The following is a 21,118-nucleotide window of genomic DNA, read 5'->3' on the forward strand; positions in this document are numbered from 1 at the left end:
GTTGTAAACGCTACATATAGGGGTCTTGTCTAAAGCATGAGCACTATATATAATAGATGAGAGACTAAAAACAAAGTAAAGAGAGGGTAAAGTGGTCAAAAACATAACGATCTTCACAACCAACACGTGCGCATACTGCGTCATGGTCAAAAAGTGGTTGAACGCCAAGGGCTATCAGTACGAAGAAGTAAACCTAGACCAAAACCCAGACCGACAAAAAGAAGCTTTTGAAATGAGCGGCACGCTGTCTGTCCCGGTTACCATCGTGACCAAGCAAGACGACAGCAAAGAAGTAGTCGTTGGCTACAATCTGGCAAAGCTAGCACCCGCCGTTGGCTAAGGGAGAACTAATATATGGCAGACACAACAGACCACGATGTGGTTATGATTGGTGCTGGGCCGGCAGCCTTGGCCGCAGCAATCTACACTACCAGAGAAGACATAGATACCATTTTGTTTGAAAAAGGCGCCATTGGCGGCCTTGCGGCAATCACCGACTGGGTCGACAATTACCCGGGCTTTGCGCAGGGCATATCGGGCATGGACCTGGCCACCGGATTGCAAGAGCAAGCCGAACGGTTCGGCGCCGAGATTCGTCTGGGCGAAGTCCTCAAGATCGAGGACCAGGGTGCAAAGAAGAAACTGACGACAACCGACGGAGATATCTTTGCCAAGGCTGTCCTGATTGCCACTGGCAGCGACTACAAGCGTCTGGGTATCCCGGGCGAGGCCGAATACTACGCCCGCGGCGTACACTACTGTGCGACGTGCGACGGAGCCTTTTATCGCGACAAACGGCTGGTGGTGGTTGGCGGAGGTAACTCGGCTGTACAAGAGGCTATGTTTTTGACTCGCTTTGCTACACACATAGACCTGTTGGTTCGTGGCGACAAAATGCGAGCCTCTGAAATTCTGCAACAAGACCTAAAAGACCATACCGACAAGATCACCGTGCACATGAACACTACAACCGATGAAATTATTGGTGGTGCCGACAAAAAAGTGACCAATGTCAAAGGCACCGACAAGCTCACCGGCAAACCGGTCAATTTTGAGACTGACGGTGTGTTTGTATTCGTGGGACTCAAGCCCAATACCGAGTTTTTGCACGACAGTACTGTCCAATTAGACTCGATCGGCATGATAAAAACTGGTCCTGATTTGCAGACCAGCATGCCGGGCGTGTTCGCAGCCGGCGACGTTCGGAGTGGTGCCACTATGCAAATCGCCAGCGCCACCGGCGAAGGAGCTACGGCGGCCCTTATGATGCGCAAATATTTGGAGGACCACGGCAAGTCAACTATCGCTCCACCCACTCCCGCGACCGTAAGTATGTAAGATTTTTACTTTACAAAGTGTAGGTTTTGCGTAAAGCTGTTCAGTAAGAAAAGGGTGGAACCATGGAAGATACGAGTCCGATCACCATGTCTCAGGCCTGTCTGCTGCATTCCCGCGCTGACCGAGCCCTGAGGGTGGTAGTGTCCCGGCAGCTTGAACAGTTCGATGTAACAATGATGGAATGGCTCCTGATGAGCGTGGTCTGTAACGGGCCAAAAGAGGGTATGACTATGAGTGCCGTTGCCTCGGCACTAGACGTAACGCTGCCCCAGGTTACGGCGCTTACAGCCAGTTTGACCAAGTCAAAACTGGTCAAACAAAAAGTCAGTCGACAGGACCGACGAAGCCGGCGCCTGATATGTGCGCCGTCTGGCAAACGCCTTGTAGAGGAAACAGAAAGTGCCATAAACAAGGCCATGAAAGACTGGACGGCTGATATTCCGCCAGAGCAGCTAAAGATATACCTGGCTACCGTAGAGCTACTTGCTATGCGCAAGGTGGCTGATGCTGCAGACTAGGCTTAGCTGCTACAATGGATTGAGTTAAAGGGAGGTATTAGTATGAAAAAATCAACACTCGCCATTATTGTCGCGGTTATTGCCATTGTGGCAGTTGCCGGCGTGGTAGTAGCCAACAACATGTCTAACGAAAAGAACAAATCTAGCTCTGAAGCTTCGAGCGCCAACACCAACTCGTCAGAAGCCGACGAAATGGCCAACATGGATACTAGCCAGACACCAACGCCAAACGCTGGCTCATCGGACACCGCTCAAGCCAGCGCAGTCACCATCCAAGAGTTTTCGTTCAACCCAGCCAAGATCACCGTCAAAAAAGGCACTAAGGTAACCTGGACTAACAAAGATTCCACCAAGCACGACGTAACGCCTGACACCGAAGGGGCCTTTACAAAGAGTGAACTGCTTGGCCAAAACGAAAGCTACAGCGTCACTTTTGACACCGTTGGTAGCTTTAGCTACCACTGCTCACCGCACCCCTACATGAAAGGCATCGTAGAGGTCACGGAATAGGCCAATGTTTGCAATCTGGCTTCGTCCCTGTGAAGCCCTAAGTAGCAAATAAAATATTTCCGGATTTACTCCGGAAATATTTACCTGCATGAGGGGAGAGCAGCCGGAGAAAGATGAAGTTGCGGGCCCGCTGAAAGTGGGAAATCATCCCCTCTCAAATAGCGTCATAATTTGGGAAGTAGTCGGTTATGAGGCGCTTTTTGTCGACACCTTTGGCTTTTAGGTCATCAAACAATTTTTCTATCATGGGCTCGGGGCCGGACAGATAGACCATGGCAGTATCTGCTACACCTGGAACCTCTAGCACGGCATCGGCCGTCAACATGCCAGATTTGCCCTTCCAGTCCTTGGGTGGGTTGTTCAGAATAATCTGGAAGGTAATAGGAGCTTTCTCGAACAAGTCCCTAAAGGCCACATCCTCTAGCTTGTTTGCGGCGTACAGCAAGTGTATGTCGCGCTTTTCGCCGGTGTCCACCAGCCACTTGATCATGCTGTGCATGGGCGTCACGCCAATTCCGCCGGCCACAAACACAAGTGGTCGGTCAGTTTGCTTAGGCAGCACAAAATCACCCATGGGTTCTGCCAGCTGTACCTCGGTGCCCATTGGCAGAGAAAACAACGTCTTCTTGAAACTACTGGCTTTATCACCCGCCCATTTGGTGGTGATGCTCATCATAGCGTCAGTAGGTGAGGACGAAACTGTGAACCAGCGCTTGTCGCCACGGTCATCCGGCTTGTCATGCTTCAGTCTGATCTCTGTAAACTGGCCGGCCGTGTAGCGTGCCGGTTTTTCTGGCTTGAACCAAAAAGTTTTAATATTTTTAGCTTCGTCATGCGTGTGGTCGAGTATAGTTTTCATAGCCTCATTATATACCTGCAGGCTTATGCTATAGTTTTTACATATGGAGCCAAATACATCTGCTGACCGGATAGATTTTAGTCAATTATTCGCAACCACCAGGGCGCGCGTTTACTTTGTGTGGCTAGTGATTGTAGTGGTAGGCTTTGTGGCCACGCATTTTCACCAAGAAAAGAACATCAACGCCTTGTGGTTTTTCCTGTCTGTGTTTGGGCTTGGCTATATGTACAAAACAATGCCCATGCGTGTCAAACAAATGCGCAATATTTTCCTGGCGTGGTTGATACCTATAACTGTCGGCATGGTGGTGTCAGCTGCCGTTTTTTATGTCAATTCTCCAGCAGCTGGTGATATCCTGGCCAACCTTGGCGCATTCTGGATGATAGTGATGGCCGTCGGATTTGCAGCCAACGGTATGGTTGATCCACCTGGACGCCTGTACTGGATGGCGGTAGTCGCCAACCTGGCCGGCGGCATAGCCTGTTTTATGTTCGATTCTTTGGTACCGATGCAGTACGTGATCGCCGCGATTGTGAGCGGTTGGTCGATGCTCTCTTTATGGCTCTTTCGCGCTTCTTGATATCGGACAGAAATCCCAGCCTGTCCGGATTGTTGGTAGTAATGCTGATATGTGGATACAGAAACTTGAGAAAGCGGGCAATCCATACATGATTGACCGTATAGACAATGACCTTTAGGTTATGACGACGAGCCAAGTAGTAGGTGAGTGGATTCAGGGTCCAGAAGTTAATATCTATCCCGGTAAATCTACGTTCGTACGCCCCATGAACCACATCTAGCGGGCTGGTGTGCTCCAAGGCGTAGGTGTCAACGTGAGGACACAAGGCGCTGAAGCTCTCTAGCTCATCGTGATTGAACGAGATAACGCTAATAGAACGAGACTGGTGGGTATGCAGGATGCGCGCCAATGGCTGTGCCCAGCCGCTGTCTTTGGCATCTATGATAAGTGGAGTAGTGCCAACAGCTTTCAGGGCCTCTTGCAATGTCGCAATACGTTTGCCGTTATGCAGCTTTAGCCCGCGCAGTTCCTCCAGGAGTGTCTCGTGCACAACGGTGCTGTTGGGACTGACACGGCCGATATGTTTGTCATGGGACAACACCAGATGGTGGTCTTGGGTTAGCCGGACATCTACCTCGACTGCGTCTACCCCGGCCTTAATAGCAGAGCGAATGCTCTCCAGAGTGTTCTCGAGCGCCATACCTGCGGCGCCCCTATGGCCGATTATCTTCATAGCTGTATTACCTCTAGTGTACAATACCTCCAGTACATAAAGGAGATTCCATGCCTGATTTTAATGTTGTTTTAGACGCCGGTAACGTAAATGGCGGCATTATTAATACCATTATTGAAATTCCTAAGTGGTCTACCCTCAAGATAGAGTGGAACCGCAAACTGGCCTTGTTTGAGCTAGACCGCGTAGAACCCAGTATTTTTGCCAAACCTACCAACTATGGTTTTATCCCTCAAACGCTGGACGGTGACGGTGATGAACTAGACACCTTGGTCATTACAAATGATCCGATTCCTACAGGGGTATATCTGAAGGCTCGTGTCATTGGTGTCCTAAACTTCGAAGATGACGGCGAGATGGATCACAAAATTATCTGTGTGCCCGTAGACGACCGCAACACCGGCGACCAAATCCAGGGCCTAGACCAAATCCACGAACAGTGGAAACAAAAGATCGAACACCACTTCAACCACTACAAAGACCTCAAAAAGCCCGGCACTACCAAAGTCTTGGGTTGGGGCAACGCCGACGACGCGAAAAAGATCATAGTGGAGTGCGTCGAGCGCTTCAAAACAGATGCGTAAGGTCGTTCCAAAAGACGCCGTACTAGTACCGGACCAAGCGGAACGGGTCTTTCACGGTGTTATCTATGACGTATACCATTGGCAACAAAAGCTATTCGATGACTCAGACACAACCTTCGAGATGATCAAGCGAGTGGACACAATCGTGGTCATTGGTGTAACGGGTGACAAAATACTCGTCATCGACGAAGAGCAACCCCATGCGGGCTCAGGGGTGAGCTTTCCGGGCGGACGGGTAGACCCAGATGACGCCTCTATACTAGAAGCCTCTCAGCGTGAGATGCAAGAAGAGACAGGCTACGAGTTTAGCCAGTGGCGACTGATAGACGTCAGGCAACCTTTTGTAAAAATCGAGTGGTTTATTCATGTCTACATGGCTACAGATGTCAGAAAAAGGTCCACACCCCAGCAAGATGGGGGCGAGAAAATCACCATACGCCAGGAATCATTTGAGTCTCTAAAGAAGCTCATAGATGACAAAGTCGGCTCTATGGGCGAGGCCCGAGACCTCTTCGATAACTTGAAGTCTTTAGATGACTTGCTGGCGCTGCCAGAGTTCCAGGGCCAAGAAGTCGACCGCTAGATATAGATATTGCTTCATACCTCTTACGCTTATACAATAGGCACTAGCACGACAGAAAATCTAATCTAAGAGGTGGGCATGAAGACAAAAGTAGCTATAAACGGATTTGGCCGAATTGGCCGCAATGCTTTTAAAATAGCATTTGATCGAACAGACGCAGAGATTGTGGCTATCAACGATCTTACCGACACCAAGACGCTGGCGTATCTGCTCAAACACGACAGCAATTACGGCGCCTACAACAAAAAAGTAACATTTGACGACAAACATATCATCGTAGACGACCACAAGATAGTAGTCACGGCAGAAAAAGACCCAAGTACTTTGCCATGGAAAGACATGGAAATAGACGTAGTCATAGAATCCACTGGCCGCTTTACCAAAAAAGAAGACGCCGAGCTACACATCAAGGCAGGTGCCAAGCGTGTGGTCATATCTGGCCCCACCAAGAGTGATGGCGTAGACACCATTGTACTGGGTGCCAACGACGACAAGCTGGAAGGTGCAACAGAAGTACTGAGTAACGCCAGCTGTACCACCAACTCACTTGGTGCGGTGATGGCAATTCTAGACAGCCACTTTGGTGTCGAGAAGTCTATGCTAACCACCGTCCACAGCTATACCGCCAGCCAGGCCCTGCAGGACGCGCCCAACAAAGACTTACGTGAAGGCCGCAACGCCGCCGAAAACATGGTGCCAACTACCACTGGTGCAGCCATTGCCGTCACCCTGACCCTACCACAGCTCAAGGGCAAGTTTGATGGCCTGAGTATTCGCGTTCCAACGCCTGTTGTTTCTATCAGCGACATTACAGCGCTGCTCAAAAAAGATACCACTGTCGAAGAAATCAACGACGTTTTCCGAAAATCCGCTAAAGAACCGTTCTTCCAGGGCATCCTGGGAGTGAGCGATGAGCCACTGGTATCTAGTGACTATATCGGCAATAGCAACTCTGGCACCGTTGACCTACTATTGACCAAGGTCGTAGGCGGTAACCTCGTAAAAGTTATGGTGTGGTACGACAACGAATGGGGCTATAGCAACCGTTTGGTAGAGGTTGTTGCCGATACCGGACGCCTCTTGCACAAGAAAGCAGCGTAAATGAAAGTCTATATCGGGACGGATCACAACGGTTTTTACTTACGAAATATGCTGGTTGAGTATCTCAAAAAAGCCGGATATGACGTACAGGACGAAAGCCTGACCCAGCTGAACCCAGAGGACGACTTCCCGGTATTTGCCCAAAAGGTAGTAAAAGATGTGCTAACCAGTGACGACCCAGAGCCACGCGGCATCCTGCTATGTGGAAGCGGCCAGGGCATGTGTATGACTGCCAACCGGTTCAAGCACATTCGTGCTGCTATGATTTATGACCGCGAATCTGCGCGGGCCAGCCGCAATGACGACGACGCCAATATCATCTGTCTGCCAGCCAAAACACTCGAAAAAGACGATGCCAAAGTTATCGTAGAGACTTTCCTGAACACCTCCTTCGCGGGTGCCGATCGTTATAAGCGCCGTATCCGCGAAATGGACGAAGTAGGCCAGGGATAGCCCATGGCAGTTATATGTCCGACTATCACGGCCTACGAGCCGCATGAGTATCGCGAGCAAATGGAGCGAGTAACGCCCTTTGCCAAGCGCGTACATATAGACCTCATGGATGGCCAGTTTGCACCTACCACCTCGCCAGAGCTCGAACGCATTTGGTGGCCACATGATGTAACTGCCGACATACATCTGATGTACCAAAACCCTATGAACTACTTGAGCCAGCTTATCAAGCTCAAGCCAAACCTAGTGGTTATTCACAACGAAGCCCATGTCCACCACATGCACTTTGCGGCCGAGCTCCACAAGCATGATATACAGGTAGGTCTGGCCATTCTGCATGACACACCCATAGAACATGCTTTTCAAATTATGCATAGTTTTGACCACGTATTAATCTTCAGCGGAAATTTGGGTCACCATGGCGGCCAGGCCGACCTGGGTTGCCTGGACAAGGTGCAGAAGGTCAGAGCCCACCACCCAGACGCCGAAATCAGCTGGGACGGTGGTATCAACGACCAGAACATCAAGACACTGGCCGATGGCGGCGTCGACATTTTGAATGTTGGCGGATTCATTCAAAAGTCCCCCAATCCCAAGGACGCTTATGCTAAACTGAAAGCTATACTAGAGGACCGCCAGTGACACAGACAAAAAAGTTAACACTAGAACAGCTTGAGCAAAAAGCCTACGAGATTCGCGAGGATCTTATTCGCATGCTGGAGCATGCAGGGTCAGGTCACAGTGCCGGTCCGCTTGGTCTAGCTGATATTTTTACCGCCCTGTATTTTGATATCATGCGCTACGACCCCAAGCGACCAGACTGGGACGAACGCGATATAGTGCTCCTAAGCAACGGACATTGTGTGCCAATACAGTACGTCACCATGGCGCATGCCGGCTTTTTTGACAAGTCAGAGCTCAAAACCTTGCGTCAGTTCGGCTCGCGTTTGCAGGGCCACCCCGAAAGAACTCGCCTCCCCGGGCTAGAGAACACTAGTGGGCCACTGGGCTGCGGCCTGAGTCAAGCCGCCGGTATGGCCCTGGCTATGCGCATGAACAAACAGCTCCACCGCTGGATCTATGTCGTCATGGGAGACGGCGAACAAAACGAGGGCAATGTCTGGGAAGCAGCCATGCTGGCTGGCAAGTACAAGCTGAACAACATCATCGCCATCACCGACCGCAACAATATCCAGATAGACGGTCCAACTGAAAAAATCATGCCGCTAGAGCCCCTGAAAGATAAGTGGGAAGCCTTTGGCTGGCATGTCATAGAGATAGACGGCAACAATATAGAGTCCGTCATAGACGCCTGCGCTATGGGCCGTGCCATTGTCGAAAAACCCGTCATGATTATTGCCCACAACGTACCAGGCAAGGGCGTACCGTTCATGGAATACGACTACCACTGGCATGGATATTTTGTAGAAACACCCGGCTCGCCAAAACTAGACAAGGTCGCCAAAGAAGCACTGCATGATTTGCGGACCCTAAAGGGTAAAATCCGGAGCGAACATGAGTAAGCATTATTTAATCGAAGATATTTTGGCCGAAGATATAAAACAAGAAGCCACTCGCAAAGGGTTTGGCCGCGGCCTCAAAAAGGCCGGCGAAATTGACGAAGCTATTGTAGCCGCTTGTGCCGATCTGACAGATTCGACCAATATGGCTGCTTTTAGAGATGCCTTTCCTGACCGTTTTATAGAAATAGGCGTGGCAGAGCAAAACCTGGTAACTGTTGGTTCGGGTATGGCCGCCATGGGCAAGATACCATTTGTCAGTAGCTATGCCGCTTTTAGCCCTGGGCGTAACTGGGAGCAGATTCGCACTACTATTTGCCTCAACGAGCGACCAGTCAAAATCGTTGGTTCACATGCCGGTGTGTCGGTCGGGCTGGACGGAGCCACTCACCAAATGCTAGAAGATATCGCCCTCATGCGAGTGTTACCCCGCATGGTGGTCATAGCACCAGGCGACAGCGTAGAGGCCGAAAAGGCCACACTAGCCCTGGCACGCGACAAGATCAACCCCGGCTACTTACGTCTGGCCCGGGCCGATAGCCCGGTGTTTACCACTGACAAAACTCCGTTCGAAATCGGCAAAGCCTATGTTTTCTCAGAAGGCAAAGACGTAACGATTATTTCTACTGGCAATCTGACCTATCAGGCTTTAGTGGCAGCCGAAAAATTGTACAAAGATGGCATCGACGCAGAAGTTGTGCACTGTCCCACCATCAAGCCCCTCGACGCAGCCACTATTCTAGCCAGCGTAGGCAAGACCAAGGCCGTTATCACTATCGAGGAAGCTCAAATAAACGGCGGCCTGGGAGGCGTAATTGCCGAGCTGCTGGGTGAAAACCTGCCCACACCAATGGTGCGCATGGGCATGAAAGATCGCTTTGGTGAATCTGGCAAGCCAGATGAGCTTTTGGAGCACTTTGGGCTGACCGCCAAGCATATTGCCCTGGCGGCCCATCATATTGTTGATAAAAAATAGGGTATCTAGCCAACGGTTGTGTCGGTAGAAGAACTGTCGTCAAAATCACTGGCACTGAGTACGTGATCTACACAGGCAGTGTGGCCAACTGAACGAATTTCGCTTGGCTCACGAAACCCGAGGCTGGCCTCTACGAGATCCGGTCCCTCGCAGTAAGCGACGACCGTTGAGTGGTCGACGTTTTCTGCATCACCTATTTCTGTAACCCTCTGGTTCTTATAGTAAGTGTGCGTCACCGGATAGGCAGCATCTGGATCCGACACGGTGCTCTCGGGTGTAGTAGGCGTGCCAGGCTCGCCGCCACAAGCTGCCAGGGACAGTGTTGCTGCGGCTCCGAATGCTAATAATTTTCCAGGTATTTCCATGAAGTCGCTCCTTTGTCATGTATGCGATGTGATTATCAATATTTTTCAGGCCCAGTGCAAGCACGAGCGGAATGCTATACTGGGGGCATGTCATTATCTCTTACTCAAATGCGGGCCAACTGTAGCAAAGCCCGGGCTGCTATGGAGCGTGCCCAGCACGAACATTTCGCCTTGGGCGCCTTCAACCTAGACAACCAAGACATCCTGAAGGCAGTCATGCACGCTGCCAAAAACAAAAATGCACCGCTGATGGTAGAAGTCAGCCATGGCGAGGTAGAGGCTTTGGGTCTCGATAATATTCGCGATATGGTGGACAACTACAAGGAAGAATTTGGCACTGAGGTTTATGTCAATCTAGATCACAGCCCTTCAGTCGCCGCTGCCATCGCCGGCATAGAGGCTGGCTATGAGTTCATCCATATAGACATCAGCCAGGCCCGTAAGGATGCCACCGTAGAAGAGATCATCACCGAAACCCGGCAGATCGTAGATTACGCCCGCCTTACCGGGGCGATGATAGAGAGCGAACCGCACTACTTTGGCGGCGGTTCCAACCTATTCACCAAAGCCTTTGACTACGAAGAGGTCAAGAAGACATTCAGTACCCCGGACAGTGCACGTGATTTTGTAGATGCTACTGGCATAGACACCTTTGCTGCGGCTATAGGCAACCTACACGGCAAGTATCCAGTACCCAAGAAACTCGATATCGACTTACTGCGTGAGATTCGGGCAGCCATAGACTGCAATATTTCGCTGCATGGTGGCAGCGGTACACCCGGGCACTATTTTATAGAGGCCGTGAAAGTAGGCGTCACCAAGGTCAACATCAATTCCGACATGCGCGTGGCTTATCGCAAGACACTAGAGCAAGTACTAGACGACAACCCGCACGAGTTTGCCATCGTGAAGCTCATGGACGAAGTTATAGAATCTGTGCGGCTGGTGGTAGAAAGCAAAATAGATATGTTTAATGCGGCTGGCAAAGCCCAGCCATAGTTGATAGACTAAACATAAGCATGATAAAAGAGGTGGGACACTGCTATGAGTCATAATCAAATAGACGTCTTGAGCGTGGGCGACATTGTTACCGATGCGTTTATTCGTTTATACGAAGACCAGGGTGTTACCTATGAGAACGAAGACGGTAAATGGCTGGCCATTCCTTTTGGCCAGAAAGTACCATTTGACCATGTGGAAGTACTAGAAGCCGTTGGCAATGCGGCCAATGCAGCAGTCAGCTTTTCGCGCCTGGGCCTCAACAGTGGCTTTATTACCAACGTCGGTGGCGACCAAGCTGGCCGCGATATGATTAGCAGCTTACACCAAGACAAGGTAGACACTCGCTTTGTGCGGGTCAATCCCGACAAAAAAAGCAACTATCACTATGTCCTATGGTACCGAGAAGAACGTACCATACTCATCAAACACGAAGAGTACGACTACCACTGGCCCAAACTGGCGCCAAAGGAAATTCCCAAGTGGATCTATTTTAGCTCGGTCAGTAAAAATTCTCTGGACTATCATGATGATATTGCAGACTGGCTCCGGGATAACCCAGAGGTAAAATTTGCTTTTCAGCCGGGCACCTTCCAAATAGACGAGGGCCTTGAGCGGCTTGGCCATCTATATTCACGGGCCGACGTCTTAGTCCTCAACCGCGAAGAAGCTGTAGAAGTAACAAAAGGCAATTATGATGACGTCCACAGCCTGCTAAACAAACTCCACGAAATTGGGGTAAAGATTGCTGTGATAACCGATGGACCAGCCGGAGCATACGCCAGTGATGGCGTATCGCGCTTCAAGATGCCACCATATCCAGATCCAGCTCCACCATACGAACGTACGGGCGCGGGTGACTCTTTTGCTTCAACCTTTGTGGCTGCTATTATGCTGGGCAACAATATTGAGGGTGCATTGCAGTGGGCGCCTATCAACTCTATGAGCGTCGTACAACAAGTTGGTGCCCAAAAGGGCCTCCTGACACAAGACAAACTGAACGAATACTTGCAACACGCACCCGACTGGTATCGAGCCGAAAAGTTCTAGTAAACTCTTAGCAATCTTCCAATTCTACACCAGACTAACAGCGCGTTTTCGTTAGACGGCCGACCCCAATAAATGGTATGCTTATGCTAACTATGACCAAGGTTTTATCTGATCTATTAGCCGCGGACGAACCTCTGTTTTCGATTGCCATGCAACAGCTGGAAAGAGCCAGTGGACAACAAAGTATAGACGTACGTCTGACAGCCGAGATCATTGGCAAGGTACACCAAAAGTCACGCGAACTCGGCCTGGACCCCAAAGACACCCGCCCCGAAGAGTTGTATCTGGCGCTTATTGAACTAGTCAAACGCCATGATAGTTTCCTGGCGCGCCGCATTGGTGTCATCGACCCAGAAGACGTACAGGGTGTTTTGCCCAAAATCGCCAGCTACATTAACGAGCTAGACGTGCCAAAATCTGCCTGGGTACTCAAGCCCAGCACAGCCAAGCGTCTACTGAAAGCCACCCCGCCCAAAAAAGTCATGAAGCAACTCGGGTATCGCTCAGTAGATTCCATGCTCAAACGAGAGCCTATTGGCAAGCTATACGCCGCCCTGCGTTTTGCCGAAACACCCGCTTGGCTAACAGCCTTTACTCGCAAGTACAAACACCTTCAGCCCCACGACTTCGAGACACGCGACATAGAATTTTACTTCTTTGACGCCAAACAGTGGGGCACCATAAGTGACACGTTCACCAAGAGGAATCGTCACAACATTACACACATGAAAGAAATGGGTGTTATTGCTATTTTGCCGCTACCGCTCAAGCGTCTACCCGGTGTGACTATCGCCGTATTGCCGCTGGTATTGCACTATATTAATGAGATCCGTCTATATAGCACCTACTTCAAGCTGCAACAGGTTCGGCCCAACTTTGCCCACGAAGTAATAGACACCATACTAGAAGACCCCGGCAAGCACGCCTCTATGTCTGGTCACCAGGTGCATTGGCGAATTATTCATCGGTATTTTGGCAGCAACGCTGACACCAACCACCACCCAGAGATCTTTCAACCGCACGTCCAGCCAGAAGACCTCTTGTGGCGCAAGACCGAGGCTACTTTGTATCGCATAGAACCAGCACTGCACTTTTGGTATGACATGGATTTTGTGGCCCTGCAAAGTGATAAGGGCCCAATTAGCCTGAACCTCATGGACGTAGCGATCAACTTCATCAACAAACTGCCATACGGCAGCCACGCGGTCTATCACTTTCGGGATAGTCTGTGGAACGAGATATTTATGCGCTACATGGGGCAAAAGAGCCTAGAGCAACAGATTTTGCGACAGCTAGATGATGGAGTGATCTCCCCTATGGACATGGAACAAAGTTTTACCATACAGGAGATTTTTTAATGTATCAGATCTGTGTATCCGGCGCAGCCAAAGGCAGAAGCGTAGAAGAAGGCAAGATGCTAGCCCGCGCAGCTGGCGCAGCCATAGCCAAAGCCGGACATGCCCTCATGACCGGTGCCACAGTGGGACTGCCAAACTATGCAGCCGAGGCCTACAAAGAGGCTGGCGGCAAGATGAGTGTAGGCATCAGCCCTGCCTCTAGCAAGATCGAGCATGTCCTAAAATACCGGCTGCCAATCGCTGCCTACGACACAATTATTTATACCGGACTGCACTACATTGGCCGGGATAGCCTGCTCATCAACTCTAGCGATGCCGTTATCAGTATTGGGGGCCGACTGGGCACACTGCATGAATTTACCATTGCCATGGAGACCGACACGCCTATTGGCTTCCTGGAAGGCGCCGGCGGAATTGGCACCGAGATCATGGATATCCTCCACGCTGCTGGGGCTGACCGCGACAAAGACGTGGTATTCGACAAAGACCCAACCACACTGTTAGCACTCTTAACCGCCATGCTCGACAAGGATCGAGTCAAATATAAAGCACTCTATGCGTAAATACCTCCGTAAAATACGAAACCCATACCAGGCACGCCCGCTGCCACCCAAAGTAATAATCGGACTGATCACGGCCGTCGCAGTCGCGGCACTGATGTGGCTCGGCTACAGCCTGGCTACCAAAGACCCAGTCGTCAATAGTTACGACACCTGCATAGCAGCCGGCAACCCAGTCCTAGAGTCATATCCAGAACAGTGCGTCCACGAAGGCCAAAGCTACATAAATCCAGCCCAGAACGTACCGCATCCGTTTCAGTAAAATAGCTGCTACAATATTAGGATGCCTGCATTCGAACTTCAGTCCAATTACAAGCCCATGGGCGATCAGCCCTCGGCTATTGCCCAATTGACAGAGGGGCTCAATAAAGGCGTCAAAGAACAGACATTGCTGGGTGTTACCGGTTCGGGCAAGACTTTTACCATGGCCAACGTGGTTCAGAATATCCAAAAGCCTACGCTGGTCCTCAGCCACAACAAAACTTTGGCTGCGCAGCTGTATGGCGAATTCAAGAAGTTCTTTCCCAACAACGCTGTCCATTATTTTGTCAGCTATTTCGACTACTACCAGCCAGAGGCCTATATAGCACGCAGCGACACCTATATAGAAAAAGACTCTCAGATAAATGAAGAAATAGATCGGTTACGGCACGCTGCTACCAGTTCATTGCTGTCCCGCCGCGATGTATTAATTGTAGCCAGCGTCAGCTGTATATATGGCATTGGTTCGCGCGACGACTACGGTGCTATGGCTGTCGAAGTCAAACGGGGCGAGCGCCGAGTACGTGATAAATTCCTGCGCCAGCTGACCGACATTCAGTACAGTCGCAACGACATAGACTTTCACCGTGGTACCTTCCGGGTGCGAGGCGATGTAGTAGACATCTTTCCAGCTGGCGAAGAAGTAGCTTACCGCACCGAATTCTTTGGCGACGAGCTAGAGCGCATCACCAAGATTGATCCGCTTACCGGCGAGATCCTAGCCAACCTAGAAGACTACAAAATCTTCCCAGGCTCTCACTACGTCACACCGCAAGACAAACTCAAGGTCGCCATTGGCAACATAGAGACCGAGCTGGAACAGCGCCTGCAACAGTTCAAGAAAAACGGTCAACTGCTCGAAGCCCAGCGCCTGCTGCAACGCACCCGTTTTGACATAGAAATGCTGCAAGAGACAGGCTTTGTGAAAGGCATCGAAAATTACAGTCGTTACCTCACCAACCGTGAACCAGGCGAGCAGCCGGCTACGCTCATGGATTACTTCCCAGACGACTTCCTGCTGCTGATAGACGAATCCCATATGTCCATCCCGCAAGTCCGCGGCATGTACAACGGCGACCGTGCGCGCAAAGAGGTGTTGGTAGAGCACGGCTTTCGGCTGCCAAGCGCCCTGGACAATAGGCCGCTGACCTTTACCGAGTTCGAAAAGCATGTCAACAAAGTAGTCTACGTCAGCGCCACACCTGCACAATACGAGCTATCACGCAGCCCCGAACCCGCTCAGCAGGTCATTCGCCCTACTGGACTTATCGATCCACCCATAGAGGTCCGGCCCATCGAGGGCCAGGTGGACGACCTGATTGCCGAGATCAGGGCCACCATAGCCAAGCGACAGCGTGTGCTGGTGACCACTCTGACAAAGCGCATGTCCGAAGATCTGACCGATTACCTAAAAGACATAAACATTAAAGTGACCTACTTGCATAGCGACGTAGACACCCTCGACCGCACTGACATTCTTCGTGATCTCCGCCTAGGCACTTACGATGTTGTGGTGGGTATCAACCTGCTACGCGAGGGGCTGGACTTGCCCGAAGTATCCCTGGTAGCAATCCTGGACGCCGACAAAGAAGGCTTTTTGCGTAGCGAACAAGCCCTCATTCAGACCGTCGGCCGCGCCGCCAGACACGTCGAAGGCCGGGTCATTATGTATGCCGACCGCGTAACTGGCAGCATGCAACGCACACTAGACGAGACCGATCGCCGTCGGACCATTCAAGAGGCTTATAACAAACAACACGGCATCACTCCTACCGGCATAGCCAAAGAAATCGAAAAAGGCATGCGGCCAGACCTGCCAGAAGAAGCTCAGCGAGCCAAACTAGACCTAAAGAAAATACCAAAAGACGAGTACAAACACCTCATTCGTGATCTGTCCGCCCAAATGGACATGGCCAGTGCCAACCTAGAGTTCGAAAAAGCTGCCGAACTTCGAGACATCATTGCCGATGTTAAGAGCAAACTGTAAATTTTTATAACACCACAAGGCTCAAATAATTTAAGCATTCTGGTGATATGACAGAGCAGAGAAAGGGCGGTAGTGGCGGGGAGGCGGGGACGCAAATAGCGTCTGCCTTGGGTTTCCCCGCCACCTGCAAGATGTTGCAACTACTCCGCGACTTTGCGTGGAGTGACTCTGATCTGGGGGGAAAGGGTGGTGAACATGCCCATGATGAGGTTGACATCTTCCAGGGCCTGGACAAACCTCTCTTCTGTCGACGTACGACCCCTGTCGGAGGGACGAGCGCGAAAGCACAAGGTCGTTGTCTGGCAGTCTGCTGTGGTTCTCAGTGGAATCAGGCGGAAGCCACCTGAGTCACGCGGGACCGTGGGGTCAACCTCCCACAACTCGATGATCCAGCCAGACCGGGGACCGACCTTCGAAGGGCGCACGCCAGGCTCGTCCCAGTGAGCGAGCCGACGGTCAGTGAAGGCTCTCTCCGTCATGTCAACGATGTCAACACGCCGGGCTTTGATCGTGAGGGTGCAGATGATGGGGTAGTCTTGTTCGGGCAAGGCATTCTCCTACTCTGTCGAGGGGCTTACGGCAAAGAACTGTAGTTGCTTACAATACAATTTTTATACTGAATTGTAAATATTTACCTCAGTTCAACCATAAGCTGTGAGATATCTTACTTCCTTCTTATATATTTTCTGATAAGAACTTTAGTCAGCACAATCACAAAACCTTTGTTATACTGATACGAAATGGCAAAACTCACACGTGATGATGTATTAAAGCTTGCTCGACTCGCACGCCTACACCTGTCAGACAAAGAGATAGCGCAGTTTCAGACCGAAATCAGCGCCATTTTAGGCTATATTGACCAGTTACAGGGCATCGACGTCAGCAACCTTGAACCCACAAATCAAGTTACCGGGCTCAAGAATGTCACCCGGCCCGATGTGGTCAAAGACTATGGGCCTACTCCAGCAGAACTGCTTAAAAACGCACCCGCTACCGAAAAAGATCACTTCAAAGTAAGGAGAGTCCTATGAGTCAGTGGGACCCTATCGCAACCCTAGCGGGCAAAGTACGGTCCGGCGAGACTAAAGCTACTGATCTAGTCGAGCGAGCGCTCAAGACTATCGAAGAAAAGAAAGACTTCAACGCGGTGCTAGCCACAGTCGCCGACCGCGCTCGCGCTCGCGCAAAACAGATTGACGAAAAAGTAAGCAAGGGCGAACAAGCCGGACGCCTGGCAGGCGTACCCTTTATAGCCAAAGACAATTTTTTGACCTTTGGGTCAGAAACAACAGCCGCCAGCAACATCCTCAAGGGCTTCAATGCACCTTACCAGGCGACAGCTATAGAAAGGCTCGAGACCGAAGGCGCCATAGTAGTTGCAAAAGCCAACCTAGATGCCTTTGCCCATGGCACCAGCACCGAAAACAGTGATTTTATGACTACCAAAAATCCCCACGACCCAGAGCGCGTACCAGGCGGTTCGTCCGGTGGTTCGGCGGCAGCAGTCATCTTGGATATGGTCCCCTTTGCACTGGGTACTGACACCGGTGGTTCTATTCGCCAGCCCGCTAGCTTCTGTGGCGCTGTGGGCTTCAAGCCTACCTACGGACTCGTATCCCGCAGCGGTGTCGTAGCTATGGCTAGCAGTACTGATGTCGTTGGGCCTCTTACGCGAACAGTCCAAGATGCAGCCCAGGTACTAGAGGTACTAGCCGGCAAAGACGAACTAGATGGTACCGCCATTGACCGCGACAAGAATTCTTACACTGACTTAGACATCGGTATAAAGGGCAAAAAGATTGGTCTGATCAAAGAATATTTTGGCGAAGGCCTAGACCCAGATGTCAAAAAGCAAATCCTAGCCACCACAGACCGTCTCAAACAAGCCGGTGCCAATGTAGTAGAAGTCAGCCTGCCTTCGCTTCCGCTCGCCTTGGCTTGTTATTACATCATTGTGCCAGCCGAAGTCAGCAGTAACTTGAGCCGTTACGATGGCCAACGTTATGGCTTCTCGTCCAAGGAGGCCAAGAGCCTGGACGACAGCTATAACTGGTCACGCAGCGAAGGCTTTGGCAACGAAGCCAAGCGCCGTATTATGATTGGCACCTACGTGCTGAGCAGCGGCTACTACGACGCTTACTACCGTAAAGCTCAACAGCTGCGCACAAAGCTCATCCAAGAATTTGAAGCCGCTTTTGAAGCAGTAGATTTTCTGGCAGGACCAGTAGCACCAACAACTGCTTTTAAAATTGGCGAAAACATCAATGATCCATTGGCTATGTATTTGCAAGATATTTACTCTGTAGCCGTGAACCTTGTGGGGATTCCCGCTGTCAGCGTACCGGCTGGCATGGTACAAAATATGCCAGTGGGATTGCAGCTGATGGCACCGCAGAAACAAGACCGAGCATTACTGGCAATCGCACATACAACAGAGGAGTTAATCAAATGAGAATAGAAATGCTGGGCATTATTGTCGTTGGTATTATGATCGCGCTCTTGAGCGTACTAGTGATCGCCCTGAAGATACCCAAAAGGCTCAAAGCCAATTATTTTGTAGTCGGCTGGAAAGAACTACAGAACTTCTGCAAAGAGAAACACACCTGGCCCCAGGCAATCGAAAGCGCCGACCACCTGCTAGACAAAGCCCTAAAAAAGCGCAAGTTCAAGGGCAAAACTATGGGCGAACGCATGGTGTCAGCACAACACACTTTTAGCGACAACGACGGCGCCTGGTTTGCGCACAACTTACACAAAAAAGTCATAGCCGACCCCACTTTTAAACTGAAAGAATCCGACGTCAAAGACGCACTCATGGGCTTTCGGCAAGCACTTAGGGACATAGGAGCACTACCTCATGGTGAGTCCAGAGACACGTAAAAAATACACGGTCACTATTGGCCTGGAAACGCATGTCCAGCTAAAAACCAAGACCAAGCTTTTTTCGGCCGTAGACAACGACGCCCGTGAGGCGCCGCCAAACACGCTCATTAGCCACATCGACCTGGGTATGCCAGGGGCTTTGCCCGTCCTGAACCAGGGGGCGGTCGACCTAGCTATCAAGGCAGCCTTTGCATTGGGCACGCCGCCACAAAAGCTTAGTACCTTTGACCGCAAGCATTACTTTTACCCAGACCTGCCCAACGGCTACCAGATAACACAGTTTTATAACCCCATCATCAAAGATGGTGCCGTGACATTTTGGCTAGACGGCCAGGAGCACCGCGTGCGCATCCACGAAGCACATCTAGAAGCCGACGCCGGCAAGAGCACTCACCCCACCGGCAAAGACTACAGCTTGGTCGATCTCAACCGGGCCGGCACACCACTACTCGAAATAGTTTCCGAACCAGACATACACAGCCCAGCCGAAGCTAAAGCCTACGCCCGCGAGCTGTACCTACTGGTCCGCTACGCCGGCATATCAGAAGCCAGCTTGTACTATGGCAACATGCGATTTGACGTCAATGTCAGTGTCAGCACCACCGATCAACTGGGCACCCGCAGCGAAACCAAGAACCTGAACAGCTTCAAGAGTGTCGAGAAAGCAGCCGAGTACGAGATCGACCGCCAGATAGAACTACTGGAAAAGGGCGAGAAAATCGTCCAGGAAACTCGTGGCTGGGACGAGGCAAAGCAAAAGACCATTAGCCAGCGCGGCAAAGAAGAAGCCCACGACTACCGCTACATGCCAGACCCAGACCTGCCCCCCTTAGAACTCACCGACGCTATGCTAGAGCAAACCAAAAACAGCATGCCACTCATGCCCCACGACTACCGAGAGGTTTTCAAGCAACTTGGGTTAGATGAAGCAGTTACCGAATCCCTCATAGATACCTCTCAGCACGCCGCAGTTGTAAAAGAAGTCTTTGACCAACATGGACCAGCTCATGCCAAGCGCATAGCCAACTGGTTTGTTAACGTTATCACTGACATCGCAGAAGAGGCCCAACAACGATACAAATCAGACACGTCGGCAGTAGTACAGCTATCACAAATGGTAGAAGACAAAAAACTCAGCTCTACAGCCGCCAAAGACATATGGATAGAATTGTTCAACAATGGCGGTGATCCCGAAAAAATTGCCCAGGCCAAGAATCTGCTGCAGGTATCAGACAAAGATGAGATTGCTAAAATAGTCCAACAAGTACTTTCCGAAAACCCTCAAGCTGCCCAAGACATCAAGGAAGGCCAGATGAAAGCCATCGGCTTCTTGGTTGGCCAGGTCATGAAAGCCTCACAGGGCAAAGCCAATCCTGGGCTTGCGCAAGAACTCATAAAAAAACAGCTCGAATCCTAGAAGGGCAGTAGTTGTTATGTCCCAATCAGAATTAGTATGTGAATTTAGAGAGGTCGTAGATGCCGTCATTGCGACTCAAGTAGAAGAAGCTCACGAAAGCGGGCGAACCTGGCCGGGGTATACTGTTGGCGCAATGGCGGCAGGGCTACTTTTTGCATCGGCCGAATCAGCGTCCAGCCGGCAAGAGTTTTTTGGGCACGAAGGCGAACGCATATGGGGTGTTGCCACCCAAGAAGAGTGGCATCCTCAGGCAAAAATGTACGGCCGGCTTATTATTGTTTCGGTCGCCGATGATCCGGAGCAGTTGCACCGAAAGGTCAACCTCAGATTGCCGCCAGCCATTCAGGCCGAGGCTACTTCAGTACACAGTACGCTATCCACCGACACACAAATACGTCACGCCGTTCAGTGGATAAAGTCCCCTCATTTAGCACGTGCTGCCTATGCACAGCTTAATACGCTCGACGAAGACCAGGCAGAAACAGCGATCCTAGAGACGCGGCTACTTGCCAAAGAGTCTGCGCGGTAACACCGCCAAAACCC

At 50.9% G+C, this 21,118-nt stretch carries 27 protein-coding genes; 23 read left to right on the plus strand and 4 right to left on the minus strand.

Annotation, left to right across the window (positions count from 1 at the left end; translation table 11 throughout):
- Window positions 1-91: 91 nt before the first annotated feature.
- The 4 genes from VK694_04705 to VK694_04720 all read left to right on the plus strand — a co-directional run bounded on the left by VK694_04705 (window position 92) and on the right by VK694_04720 (window position 2,366).
- Window positions 92-340 carry a glutaredoxin family protein gene (locus VK694_04705; GenBank protein HTE58018.1) on the plus strand — a complete coding sequence of 83 codons (249 nt, stop codon included), beginning with the start codon at window positions 92-94 and terminating at the stop codon, window positions 338-340.
- A 14-nt stretch (window positions 341-354) separates the two neighbouring features.
- Window positions 355-1,338: an FAD-dependent oxidoreductase gene (locus VK694_04710; GenBank protein ID HTE58019.1), complete on the plus strand. Its 984-nt coding sequence runs from the start codon at window positions 355-357 to the stop codon at window positions 1,336-1,338.
- A 62-nt stretch (window positions 1,339-1,400) separates the two neighbouring features.
- On the plus strand, window positions 1,401-1,856 hold the full coding sequence (locus VK694_04715; GenBank protein ID HTE58020.1) for a MarR family transcriptional regulator: 456 nt from the start codon (window positions 1,401-1,403) through the stop codon (window positions 1,854-1,856).
- Window positions 1,857-1,898: 42 nt separating this feature from the next.
- A complete protein-coding gene (locus VK694_04720) occupies window positions 1,899-2,366 on the plus strand; it encodes a cupredoxin family copper-binding protein (protein HTE58021.1) in 468 nt (155 codons plus the stop codon).
- A gap of 154 nt (window positions 2,367-2,520) precedes the next feature.
- Here VK694_04720 and VK694_04725 read toward each other — a convergent pair whose 3' ends face one another.
- Window positions 2,521-3,225: an FAD-dependent oxidoreductase gene (locus VK694_04725; GenBank protein ID HTE58022.1), complete on the minus strand. Its 705-nt coding sequence runs from the start codon at window positions 3,223-3,225 to the stop codon at window positions 2,521-2,523.
- 43 nt (window positions 3,226-3,268) lie between these two features.
- On the opposite strand from VK694_04725, the gene VK694_04730 reads away from it, so the two are divergent.
- Entirely contained in the window at window positions 3,269-3,805 is a 537-nt protein-coding gene (locus VK694_04730) for a hypothetical protein (protein ID HTE58023.1), read from the plus strand.
- On the opposite strand, the gene VK694_04735 is transcribed toward VK694_04730, so the two are convergent.
- The gene (locus tag VK694_04735) at window positions 3,711-4,478 is read right to left on the minus strand and encodes a glycerophosphodiester phosphodiesterase (protein HTE58024.1); all 768 of its coding nucleotides are present in this window, start codon (window positions 4,476-4,478) and stop codon (window positions 3,711-3,713) included. The two genes, VK694_04730 and VK694_04735, sit on opposite strands and share 95 nt — an antisense overlap.
- Window positions 4,479-4,528: 50 nt before the next feature.
- Between VK694_04735 and VK694_04740 the strand changes: the two genes are divergently transcribed.
- The 7 genes from VK694_04740 to VK694_04770 all read left to right on the plus strand — a co-directional run bounded on the left by VK694_04740 (window position 4,529) and on the right by VK694_04770 (window position 9,695).
- The gene (locus VK694_04740; GenBank protein HTE58025.1) at window positions 4,529-5,062 is read left to right on the plus strand and encodes an inorganic diphosphatase; all 534 of its coding nucleotides are present in this window, start codon (window positions 4,529-4,531) and stop codon (window positions 5,060-5,062) included.
- Window positions 5,055-5,645 carry an NUDIX domain-containing protein gene (locus tag VK694_04745; protein ID HTE58026.1) on the plus strand — a complete coding sequence of 197 codons (591 nt, stop codon included), beginning with the start codon at window positions 5,055-5,057 and terminating at the stop codon, window positions 5,643-5,645. The genes VK694_04740 and VK694_04745 overlap by 8 nt, the downstream gene beginning before the upstream one ends.
- Window positions 5,646-5,723: 78 nt before the next feature.
- Window positions 5,724-6,746, plus strand: a complete 1,023-nt coding sequence (gene gap, locus VK694_04750) for a type I glyceraldehyde-3-phosphate dehydrogenase (protein HTE58027.1) — start codon at window positions 5,724-5,726, stop codon at window positions 6,744-6,746.
- Window positions 6,747-7,199, plus strand: coding sequence for an RpiB/LacA/LacB family sugar-phosphate isomerase (locus VK694_04755; protein HTE58028.1), 453 nt, complete (start codon window positions 6,747-6,749; stop codon window positions 7,197-7,199).
- Window positions 7,200-7,202: 3 nt separating this feature from the next.
- The gene (locus VK694_04760; GenBank protein ID HTE58029.1) at window positions 7,203-7,841 is read left to right on the plus strand and encodes a hypothetical protein; all 639 of its coding nucleotides are present in this window, start codon (window positions 7,203-7,205) and stop codon (window positions 7,839-7,841) included.
- Entirely contained in the window at window positions 7,838-8,722 is an 885-nt protein-coding gene (locus tag VK694_04765; GenBank protein HTE58030.1) for a transketolase, read from the plus strand. Before VK694_04760 ends, VK694_04765 begins: the two co-directional genes overlap by 4 nt.
- Complete coding sequence (locus VK694_04770; protein HTE58031.1) at window positions 8,715-9,695, plus strand: transketolase C-terminal domain-containing protein; 981 nt, start codon at window positions 8,715-8,717, stop codon at window positions 9,693-9,695. The genes VK694_04765 and VK694_04770 overlap by 8 nt, the downstream gene beginning before the upstream one ends.
- Window positions 9,696-9,700: 5 nt before the next feature.
- Here the strand turns inward: VK694_04770 and VK694_04775 are convergent, their stop codons facing one another.
- Window positions 9,701-10,060: a hypothetical protein gene (locus tag VK694_04775; protein ID HTE58032.1), complete on the minus strand. Its 360-nt coding sequence runs from the start codon at window positions 10,058-10,060 to the stop codon at window positions 9,701-9,703.
- Window positions 10,061-10,147: 87 nt separating this feature from the next.
- Here VK694_04775 and VK694_04780 point away from each other — a divergent pair, with 87 nt between their 5' ends.
- The 6 genes from VK694_04780 (at window position 10,148) to uvrB (ending at window position 16,275) form a co-directional block, all read left to right on the plus strand.
- A complete protein-coding gene (locus VK694_04780) occupies window positions 10,148-11,059 on the plus strand; it encodes a class II fructose-bisphosphate aldolase (protein HTE58033.1) in 912 nt (303 codons plus the stop codon).
- A 45-nt stretch (window positions 11,060-11,104) separates the two neighbouring features.
- Window positions 11,105-12,109, plus strand: a complete 1,005-nt coding sequence (locus tag VK694_04785; GenBank protein ID HTE58034.1) for a carbohydrate kinase family protein — start codon at window positions 11,105-11,107, stop codon at window positions 12,107-12,109.
- Between the two features lie 92 nt (window positions 12,110-12,201).
- Window positions 12,202-13,467 (plus strand): hypothetical protein, encoded by a 1,266-nt coding sequence (locus VK694_04790; protein HTE58035.1) that lies wholly within the window; start codon window positions 12,202-12,204, stop codon window positions 13,465-13,467.
- The gene (locus tag VK694_04795; protein ID HTE58036.1) at window positions 13,467-14,030 is read left to right on the plus strand and encodes a hypothetical protein; all 564 of its coding nucleotides are present in this window, start codon (window positions 13,467-13,469) and stop codon (window positions 14,028-14,030) included. Before VK694_04790 ends, VK694_04795 begins: the two co-directional genes overlap by 1 nt.
- On the plus strand, window positions 14,023-14,289 hold the full coding sequence (locus tag VK694_04800) for a hypothetical protein (GenBank protein HTE58037.1): 267 nt from the start codon (window positions 14,023-14,025) through the stop codon (window positions 14,287-14,289). The genes VK694_04795 and VK694_04800 overlap by 8 nt, the downstream gene beginning before the upstream one ends.
- Before the next feature lie 21 nt (window positions 14,290-14,310).
- Window positions 14,311-16,275 carry an excinuclease ABC subunit UvrB gene (uvrB, locus tag VK694_04805; protein ID HTE58038.1) on the plus strand — a complete coding sequence of 655 codons (1,965 nt, stop codon included), beginning with the start codon at window positions 14,311-14,313 and terminating at the stop codon, window positions 16,273-16,275.
- 140 nt (window positions 16,276-16,415) lie between these two features.
- Here the strand turns inward: uvrB and VK694_04810 are convergent, their stop codons facing one another.
- Window positions 16,416-16,823 (minus strand): hypothetical protein, encoded by a 408-nt coding sequence (locus tag VK694_04810; GenBank protein HTE58039.1) that lies wholly within the window; start codon window positions 16,821-16,823, stop codon window positions 16,416-16,418.
- A gap of 192 nt (window positions 16,824-17,015) precedes the next feature.
- Here VK694_04810 and gatC point away from each other — a divergent pair, with 192 nt between their 5' ends.
- The 5 genes from gatC to VK694_04835 are packed head-to-tail and all read left to right on the plus strand — an operon-like array spanning window position 17,016 to window position 21,104.
- Window positions 17,016-17,306, plus strand: coding sequence for an Asp-tRNA(Asn)/Glu-tRNA(Gln) amidotransferase subunit GatC (gene gatC / locus VK694_04815; GenBank protein HTE58040.1), 291 nt, complete (start codon window positions 17,016-17,018; stop codon window positions 17,304-17,306).
- Complete coding sequence (gatA, locus tag VK694_04820; GenBank protein ID HTE58041.1) at window positions 17,303-18,727, plus strand: Asp-tRNA(Asn)/Glu-tRNA(Gln) amidotransferase subunit GatA; 1,425 nt, start codon at window positions 17,303-17,305, stop codon at window positions 18,725-18,727. The genes gatC and gatA overlap by 4 nt, the downstream gene beginning before the upstream one ends.
- A complete protein-coding gene (locus VK694_04825; protein ID HTE58042.1) occupies window positions 18,724-19,155 on the plus strand; it encodes a hypothetical protein in 432 nt (143 codons plus the stop codon). The genes gatA and VK694_04825 overlap by 4 nt, the downstream gene beginning before the upstream one ends.
- Window positions 19,133-20,575 (plus strand): Asp-tRNA(Asn)/Glu-tRNA(Gln) amidotransferase subunit GatB, encoded by a 1,443-nt coding sequence (gene gatB, locus VK694_04830; GenBank protein ID HTE58043.1) that lies wholly within the window; start codon window positions 19,133-19,135, stop codon window positions 20,573-20,575. Before VK694_04825 ends, gatB begins: the two co-directional genes overlap by 23 nt.
- A 16-nt stretch (window positions 20,576-20,591) precedes the next feature.
- Entirely contained in the window at window positions 20,592-21,104 is a 513-nt protein-coding gene (locus VK694_04835; protein ID HTE58044.1) for a hypothetical protein, read from the plus strand.
- Window positions 21,105-21,118 lie beyond the last annotated feature (14 nt).

It is taken from the genome of Verrucomicrobiia bacterium (assembly GCA_035489575.1).
Taxonomy (GTDB): Bacteria; Patescibacteriota; Saccharimonadia; order Saccharimonadales; family JAGQNK01; genus DATHJY01.

Bases quoted from the DNA above. Each gene is read 5' to 3' on its own strand.
- gap (HTE58027.1), top strand. From the start codon at position 5,724: ATGAAGACAAAAGTAGCTATAAACGGATTTGGCCGAATTGGCCGCAAT.
- VK694_04710 (HTE58019.1), top strand. From the start codon at position 355: ATGGCAGACACAACAGACCACGATGTGGTTATGATTGGTGCTGGGCCG.
- gatB (HTE58043.1), top strand. From the start codon at position 19,133: ATGGTGAGTCCAGAGACACGTAAAAAATACACGGTCACTATTGGCCTG.
- VK694_04755 (HTE58028.1), top strand. From the start codon at position 6,747: ATGAAAGTCTATATCGGGACGGATCACAACGGTTTTTACTTACGAAAT.
- uvrB (HTE58038.1), top strand. From the start codon at position 14,311: ATGCCTGCATTCGAACTTCAGTCCAATTACAAGCCCATGGGCGATCAG.
- VK694_04725 (HTE58022.1), bottom strand. From the start codon at position 3,225: ATGAAAACTATACTCGACCACACGCATGACGAAGCTAAAAATATTAAA.
- VK694_04760 (HTE58029.1), top strand. From the start codon at position 7,203: ATGGCAGTTATATGTCCGACTATCACGGCCTACGAGCCGCATGAGTAT.
- VK694_04735 (HTE58024.1), bottom strand. From the start codon at position 4,478: ATGAAGATAATCGGCCATAGGGGCGCCGCAGGTATGGCGCTCGAGAAC.
- VK694_04800 (HTE58037.1), top strand. From the start codon at position 14,023: ATGCGTAAATACCTCCGTAAAATACGAAACCCATACCAGGCACGCCCG.
- gatA (HTE58041.1), top strand. From the start codon at position 17,303: ATGAGTCAGTGGGACCCTATCGCAACCCTAGCGGGCAAAGTACGGTCC.
- VK694_04825 (HTE58042.1), top strand. From the start codon at position 18,724: ATGAGAATAGAAATGCTGGGCATTATTGTCGTTGGTATTATGATCGCG.
- VK694_04795 (HTE58036.1), top strand. From the start codon at position 13,467: ATGTATCAGATCTGTGTATCCGGCGCAGCCAAAGGCAGAAGCGTAGAA.
- VK694_04785 (HTE58034.1), top strand. From the start codon at position 11,105: ATGAGTCATAATCAAATAGACGTCTTGAGCGTGGGCGACATTGTTACC.
- VK694_04775 (HTE58032.1), bottom strand. From the start codon at position 10,060: ATGGAAATACCTGGAAAATTATTAGCATTCGGAGCCGCAGCAACACTG.
- VK694_04745 (HTE58026.1), top strand. From the start codon at position 5,055: ATGCGTAAGGTCGTTCCAAAAGACGCCGTACTAGTACCGGACCAAGCG.
- VK694_04715 (HTE58020.1), top strand. From the start codon at position 1,401: ATGGAAGATACGAGTCCGATCACCATGTCTCAGGCCTGTCTGCTGCAT.
- VK694_04720 (HTE58021.1), top strand. From the start codon at position 1,899: ATGAAAAAATCAACACTCGCCATTATTGTCGCGGTTATTGCCATTGTG.
- VK694_04730 (HTE58023.1), top strand. From the start codon at position 3,269: ATGGAGCCAAATACATCTGCTGACCGGATAGATTTTAGTCAATTATTC.
- VK694_04835 (HTE58044.1), top strand. From the start codon at position 20,592: ATGTCCCAATCAGAATTAGTATGTGAATTTAGAGAGGTCGTAGATGCC.
- gatC (HTE58040.1), top strand. From the start codon at position 17,016: ATGGCAAAACTCACACGTGATGATGTATTAAAGCTTGCTCGACTCGCA.
- VK694_04740 (HTE58025.1), top strand. From the start codon at position 4,529: ATGCCTGATTTTAATGTTGTTTTAGACGCCGGTAACGTAAATGGCGGC.
- VK694_04770 (HTE58031.1), top strand. From the start codon at position 8,715: ATGAGTAAGCATTATTTAATCGAAGATATTTTGGCCGAAGATATAAAA.
- VK694_04780 (HTE58033.1), top strand. From the start codon at position 10,148: ATGTCATTATCTCTTACTCAAATGCGGGCCAACTGTAGCAAAGCCCGG.
- VK694_04790 (HTE58035.1), top strand. From the start codon at position 12,202: ATGACCAAGGTTTTATCTGATCTATTAGCCGCGGACGAACCTCTGTTT.